The sequence below is a fragment of the Ferrovibrio sp. genome (genome assembly GCF_025869515.1).
Classification (GTDB): Bacteria; Pseudomonadota; Alphaproteobacteria; order Ferrovibrionales; family Ferrovibrionaceae; genus Ferrovibrio.
In genome coordinates this window covers 1-6,259 of sequence record NZ_JAOZVR010000080.1, presented here as the reverse complement: position 1 = coordinate 6,259, position 6,259 = coordinate 1, and the positions used below count along the sequence as shown (strand labels likewise).

The following is a 6,259-nucleotide window of genomic DNA, read 5'->3' as shown; positions in this document are numbered from 1 at the left end:
TGTTTCCTCCAAAGCAGAAGCATCGCGGCTGAAGCCGCTTCCTACAGTGAATCGGGTGGCGCGCCGCTGTGCGGCAAGCCGTGCCAACCAATCCGCCCATTGCGGCTGGCAGGCCACTTCCTCCGCGCTGACCAGGCCAATGCCGAGCAGCGTTTCGTGCATCTCCTCGGCATCGCGCGGGTCCGGCCAGGCCTCCTCACGCACGGCTTCAATCGCCGAAAGATCGAGTGCGCCGAGATCATCCTTCGATTCGGGTTCGCTCCAGCGGCGCATCTGCACGGCCTGGGTGCGGCGTTCCTCCAACGGCGCATCATCGAGGAAGGCATACGGCCGCGCGCCGAGGATTTCCGCGGCAAGCGGCGAAGGCTCGGGCAGATCGCGCGCGAGGATGCCGATGCTGCCGCTCTCAAGACCGCGCAGCACATCGAGCCAGCCATCGACATCCATCGCCTCGTGCAGGCAATCGTTGAGCGTCTGCGCGACCAGGGGGTGATCGGGAATCTGCCGCTCGCCGACGATGTTTTCGAGACAGGCAACCTGATCCGGAAACACCGTGGCGAGCAGATCCTCGGATTTCATGCGCTGCAGTTGCGCTGCCACCTTCTGGCCGCCGGCAAAGCGCGGCAGGGCCAGCGCCGTGGTCGCCGCCCAGCGCCAGCGCACGCCAAACAGCGGCGCATCGAGCAGGGCCTGGACGAGGATGTCCTGCGCCGTCGCCGAATGCAGGTAACGCGATACCTCGATCAGCGGAAAGCTGTGGCTGGTCGACAGCGACAGGATGATGGCATCCTCGGTCGCCGCCGCCTGCAATTCAAAATTGAAGGCGCGGCAAAAGCGTTTGCGCAGAGCCAGGCCCCAGGCCTTGTTGATGCGGCTGCCGAATGGCGAGTGCACGATCAACTGCGTGCCGCCGGATTCGTCGAAGAATCGTTCCATGACGATCTGCGTGCGCGTCGGCAGCACGCCCAGCGCATTGCGTGCCCGCGCCAGATAGTCGACCAGCTGCTGCGCGGCGACCGCGTCGATGCCCACCTCTTCGACCAGCCAGCGACATGCCGCAGCGATGCCGCCTTGGATTTTCGTAGGAAGCGGCTTCAGCCGCGATGCTTCAAATTCTTCTTGCGGGGAAGATAAAGCAGATGCATCGCGGCTGAAGCCGCTTCCTACAGTAGTGGATCCGTGCGCGGTGCTGTGCGGTGGTGCGGGCTCGCCAGCGAGCCGCGCCTCGATCTCACTGCGCAGTCGCGACACGCCAATCGACAGCTCGTCGCTGCGTCCGGGTGCCTCGGCAATCCAGAACGGAATGCTCGGTGGCAAGCCGTGCGCATTCTCGACCCGCACCGTGCTGCGCTCGATGCGCAGGATCCGGTAACTGGTGTTGCCAAGCTGGAAGATGTCGCCAGCCATGCTTTCGACGGCGAAATCCTCGTGCACGCTGCCGACCGTGATCGCCTCGGGCTCGACCACGACCGCATAGTCGGCGGTATCGGGAATCGTGCCGCCCGAGGTCAGCGCGGTCAGCCGCGCATTGCGTCGAGCCTTGACCTTGCCATGCACGGCATCGCGATGCAGATAGCCGGAGCGTGAGCCGCGCCGCGTCGTGAATCCATCGGCAAGCATGCGCACGACGGCATCGAAATCCTTGCGCGCGAGATGGCGATACGGCCAGGCGCGGCGCAGCCAGTCGTACAGCGCCGCCTCGTCCCATTCGCCGCAGGCGACTTCGGCGACAATCTGCTGGGCCAGCACATCGATCGGTGCCAGCGGTATCTTCAGCGCATCGAGTTCGCCGCGGCGGATGCAATCCAGCAGGGCCGCGCATTCGACCAGGTCATCGCGCGATTGCGGAAACAGCCTGCCTTTCGGCGTCGCGCCAACGGCATGTCCGGAGCGCCCGACGCGCTGCAGGAAAGCCGCAATCGCATGCGGCGAGCCAAGCTGGCAGACCAGGTCGACATCGCCGATATCGATGCCGAGTTCCAGCGAGGCGGTCGCCACCAGCACCTTGAGCTCACCGCGCTTGAGCCGTTGCTCGGCATCCAGGCGCAACTCCCTGGCGAGGCTGCCGTGGTGCGCGGCGACCTGCTCCTTGCCAAGGCGCTCGCCAAGATGACGCGCCGCACGCTCGGCCATGCGCCGCGTGTTGACGAAGACCAGGGTCGTGCGATGCGCCTCGACAAGTTCGGCCAGGCGGTTGTAGACGCTTTCCCAGACCTCATTCGACATCACCGCTTCGAGCGGCACGGGTGGCATCTCGATGGCCAGGTCGCGCGCGCGCACATGACCGGAATCGATGATGGCGCATTCCGGCCTGCCCTCGGCATCGACATGGCTGGCACCAACGAGAAAGCGCGCGACCTCCTCGATCGGCTTTTGCGTCGCCGACAAGCCGATGCGGACCAGGCGCCGCTGGCAGAGCGCCTCAAGGCGTTCAAGGGTCAGGGCCAGATGAACGCCGCGCTTGTCATCGGCAATCGCGTGGATTTCATCGACGATGACCGTGCGCGTGCCGGCCAGCATCAGCCGCCCCGATGCGGAACCGAGCAGGACATAGAGCGACTCAGGCGTCGTCACCAGGATATGCGGCGGCGATTTCAGCATGCGCTGGCGATCAGCCGCCGGCGTGTCACCCGTACGCACGCCGGTGCGGATATCGATGTTGATGTGGCCGCGCCGCTCAAGCTCGGCGCGGATGCCGACCAGCGGTGCTTCGAGGTTGATGGCGATGTCGTTGGACAGCGCTTTCAAGGGCGAAACATAGACCACCGTGGTCCCTTCGGCCAAGCCAAAATCAAGACCCTCGCGAACCAGCCCGTCAATCGCGGCGAGAAACGCGGCCAGGGTCTTGCCCGAGCCGGTCGGTGCGGCGATCAGGGTATGCCGGCCCTCGCGAATTGCCGGCCAGGCATCCGTCTGCGCCGGCGTCGGCGCATCGAACGTGCGCGCAAACCAGGCTGCGACAGCCGGATGGAACGAATCGAGGATGGGGCTGGCGGACATCGGCACACGGATACGGCAACGGACAGGAAGCCTACACCCAGGCGCATCTCAAGGCATGAGACCGGGGCCGTCCAGGCGGGTGCCGCGATGGCGGCACATCGCTAGGGCGCGCCGGCCGCAAGCGGATCGAATCCATCCGCAAAAACCAGGTCGGTCACTATCGTGATTGGCCCGTTCATGGCGGCATGGTTGCCACAGTTGTAGTGCAGGCTGTCCGGGGCATTGCCTGGCACGACAAAGGTCAAGGTCTGCGTGCCGCTTGCGCCGTTGTTGGTGACGCCATCGTTGTAAAGATTGGCTGACCCCGTCGAATTGGTCGTGTTGATGTTGAACGGGTGCACGGCGCTGACGCTCTGCATGACAAATTCATAGGTCTGGCCGCGCAACAGGGTCAACGGGGGATTGGTTTGTCCATCGATCGTCCACGAGCTCATGCCGTTGTTGACGACGTTCATTGAATTCGGCGTACCCGCGATGGCGAGCGAAGTCCAGGCGAGCAAACCGAACCCGGATATCCAGCGGGCACGCAGGCCCGACAGCGCAACGAAACGTGGGGTCATGACGGGATCTCCCAGGTGGGTCAGGCTCGGCGGTCGGGGCAGGCTGTCCAGGAGCGACGGCTACCCACGATATCAGCAAGCCGGACATGAATTGTGATGTAGCCGTGAGTTCATGGCGGATTGGTTTCCTTTCCTTTGCCATTGCGCAGCTCCCCGCCGGGGGACGAACCCATGCTGCGCCGCGGGGCGTGCTCGCACGCAGCGCGCGGATCGGCCCAAGGCCCATGGAAATCCGCATCATCGGACCGTTTGCCCGTCAACGCGCAGGCACGATCGCTCAGCCTCCTTGCGCCGCGCTCCAGGCAGCCATGCGTTTCTGCATTTCCTCGGGCGCGACATCCTCGACATGCGTCGCCAGCGACCACTTGTGGCCGAACGGATCAATCACCGAGCCCATTCGGTCGCCCCAGAACTGGTTCTCGACCGCGCGATCCGGCCTGGCCCCGGCTGCGATCGCCTTGGCAAACGCAGCGTCGACATCCTCGACATAGATCATGAAGGCCGCTGTCGGGCCGCCGCGCGCTTTGGGCCCGAGGATGTTCATCCCGGCGTATTCGTCGGAGAGCATGATGTGGCTATCGCCGATCATGATTTCCGCGTGACCGATGCTCTCGCCCATCGGCAAGCGGTATAGCTCGGTGGCGGCAAAGGCCTGCACATAGAATTCGATGGCCCTGGCAGCATCGTCAACGGTCAGGTAGGCAGTGACGGTGTGATAGCCGTCGGGAATGTGTTTCACGTTGCTCATGCGTGAACCTCCAGTGGACTCGTGCGCATCGTACAACCTGCCGCGGCAGAGCGCCGGCCGTGCCGACGCGCAAGGCTCAAGCCTGCGAAGACAATTTCAAGCCGATGATGCCGCCCAGGATCAGGGCCAGGCTGAGCAGCCGCCCGACGTTGGCCGCTTCGCCAAAGAGGACGATGCCAAGCAGCGCCGTGCCGACGGCGCCGACACCGACCCACACCGCATAGGCGGTGCCCAGCGGCAGCGACTTCATGGCGATTCCCAGCAGGCCAAGACTGATCGCCATCGCCAGCACGGTGCCGACCGATGGCCACAAGCGGGTGAAGCCCTCGGTGTATTTCAAGCCGATGGCCCAGCCGATTTCAAACAATCCCGCCACAATCAGGATGAACCAGTCCATTGCACTCCTCGTCGCTGTGCGGGTGTCGACGGCGACTTCACGGCTTCGGCGGTACTGCCGGCTTGCCCGAACGCGGTTTTTCATTGCCCTTGGCCGCGCGTGCAGCGGCGGCCTGGCGTGACCATTCCTCGATCAGTTCGGCGCGCGCGGCACGGCGACTGGGCGGTTCCGCGGCCTCCGCGGCCTCTGCTGCGGGTGTTTCGTCGGCGCTGCCGGTGTCGATGTAACGCAGCAGCCGATCGATCTGCATGGCGAGCACGTTGTCGACCGCGGGCGCAATCTGCTCGAGGCCGCTGCCACTCGATGCATTGACCCGGTAATCGACATCGAGGCGGGTGGCCCCGTCATCCATCGGCTGCAGGCTGAAGCTCAGCACGCCGTTGACGGCGCGTTCCTGCAGCGGGCCGAGCGCGGCATCCAGGCGCAGCAGTTCATTCTTCAAGGCCATGACGACGCGACCGTGTTCGGCACTGCCAGCGGCCCAGCGTTCGCAGAAGCAGCCACCCGCCTCGGCCTTGAGGCTGAGATTGGCCGCCGTACCCGACCAGGTGTGCTCGGCACTCCACCAGCGCGCAACCTCGCCCAGGGCGACATAGACCTTGGCCGGCGGTGCCTCGACGCGGGCCGAGAATCCAATCAGGAAATGATCACTGGCTGCCTCGCTGACCTCGGCTCGCGCATTGCATGCCATGAGGCCGCCAAGGGCACACAGCAGGAGCATGGCTTTCATCGATCGGATCCTTGCCCGGACAGCACGCGGCGATGCGCCCTTGTGGCAGACCGAAGCAGTCACGTCAAGCACTCTCTTGACTCCCATTGATTCGGTTCATCGGCGGGTATCCTGATCATCATTTATTCAAACATGATTTTATTTTCGCAATGCACGAATACTTGTTAATGTAGGCTCGTCTCAGGACAATCCAAAATGGATAAAGGAAATCTACATCATGAAGACGACGTTGATGCTTATATTGATTTCCCTTGCTGTCATTCCATTCACAACAAATGCGCAAACGCTTTCGTCATCGACCTCGAAACATGACACGAAAGCGATTTCCGGGGTGATCGTGATGCGAGGAGAAATCGAGCGCGACGGAAAGACTGTCGAGTTCACTGAAACCACGCCCATTACCGATCTGGTCGAGTTCTACGCCGAGCGCGGGATTGCCTACGTAGAAAGCACCTCAAGCGGCAATACAACCCAAGGCGGCTTTGGAGACCCTCCTCCAACAATACCACCGCCTGGCCCGGGCACGGTTCCGACTTGCATGACATATGTCTCAATGCGAGCCTTGAGAGGGGGATATGTTCGACGAACATCGTACAATCGTACTATTATCCAGACTCCTGGCGGAATGACGAATACTCCTTGGGTAACAAACACGGATGGCATCAGCCCTACTGGCCCTGGTTGCAACATGGGAAATCTGGATCAGTGTTCGATAAGGCTTGAATAGCGCCCACGAAACAACGGGCACGAAACAGGACCCAGACGACGAGAGTCTGTCAAACGAACTGTGTAACCGGGTTATTCACAGTGCCGTCAGCGGCACG

The 6,259-nt window shown here is 63.1% G+C and carries 6 protein-coding genes; 1 reads left to right on the top strand and 5 read right to left on the bottom strand.

Going from position 1 to position 6,259, the window contains the following annotated elements:
• From OJJ21_RS12670 to OJJ21_RS12650, 5 genes are all read right to left on the bottom strand, one after another.
• Positions 1-3,000 (bottom strand): DEAD/DEAH box helicase (locus tag OJJ21_RS12670; protein WP_297686769.1); only part of this gene is annotated, 3,000 nt, incomplete at its 3' end.
• A gap of 101 nt (positions 3,001-3,101) precedes the next feature.
• Entirely contained in the window at positions 3,102-3,560 is a 459-nt protein-coding gene (locus OJJ21_RS12665) for a hypothetical protein (protein WP_297686767.1), read from the bottom strand.
• 277 nt (positions 3,561-3,837) lie between these two features.
• Positions 3,838-4,308 carry a VOC family protein gene (locus tag OJJ21_RS12660; RefSeq protein ID WP_297686765.1) on the bottom strand — a complete coding sequence of 157 codons (471 nt, stop codon included), beginning with the start codon at positions 4,306-4,308 and terminating at the stop codon, positions 3,838-3,840.
• Positions 4,309-4,384: 76 nt separating this feature from the next.
• Complete coding sequence (gene sugE / locus OJJ21_RS12655; RefSeq protein WP_297686763.1) at positions 4,385-4,705, bottom strand: quaternary ammonium compound efflux SMR transporter SugE; 321 nt, start codon at positions 4,703-4,705, stop codon at positions 4,385-4,387.
• Between the two features lie 37 nt (positions 4,706-4,742).
• On the bottom strand, positions 4,743-5,435 hold the full coding sequence (locus tag OJJ21_RS12650; protein ID WP_297686761.1) for an SRPBCC family protein: 693 nt from the start codon (positions 5,433-5,435) through the stop codon (positions 4,743-4,745).
• Positions 5,436-5,652: 217 nt separating this feature from the next.
• On the opposite strand from OJJ21_RS12650, the gene OJJ21_RS12645 reads away from it, so the two are divergent.
• Complete coding sequence (locus tag OJJ21_RS12645; protein ID WP_297686759.1) at positions 5,653-6,162, top strand: hypothetical protein; 510 nt, start codon at positions 5,653-5,655, stop codon at positions 6,160-6,162.
• Positions 6,163-6,259: the final 97 nt, after the last annotated feature.

Excerpts from the sequence above, each read along its gene's own strand:
- OJJ21_RS12665 (WP_297686767.1), bottom strand. The coding sequence starts at position 3,560 with ATGACCCCACGTTTCGTTGCGCTGTCGGGCCTGCGTGCCCGCTGGATA.
- OJJ21_RS12660 (WP_297686765.1), bottom strand. The coding sequence starts at position 4,308 with ATGAGCAACGTGAAACACATTCCCGACGGCTATCACACCGTCACTGCC.
- sugE (WP_297686763.1), bottom strand. The coding sequence starts at position 4,705 with ATGGACTGGTTCATCCTGATTGTGGCGGGATTGTTTGAAATCGGCTGG.
- OJJ21_RS12650 (WP_297686761.1), bottom strand. The coding sequence starts at position 5,435 with ATGAAAGCCATGCTCCTGCTGTGTGCCCTTGGCGGCCTCATGGCATGC.
- OJJ21_RS12645 (WP_297686759.1), top strand. The coding sequence starts at position 5,653 with ATGAAGACGACGTTGATGCTTATATTGATTTCCCTTGCTGTCATTCCA.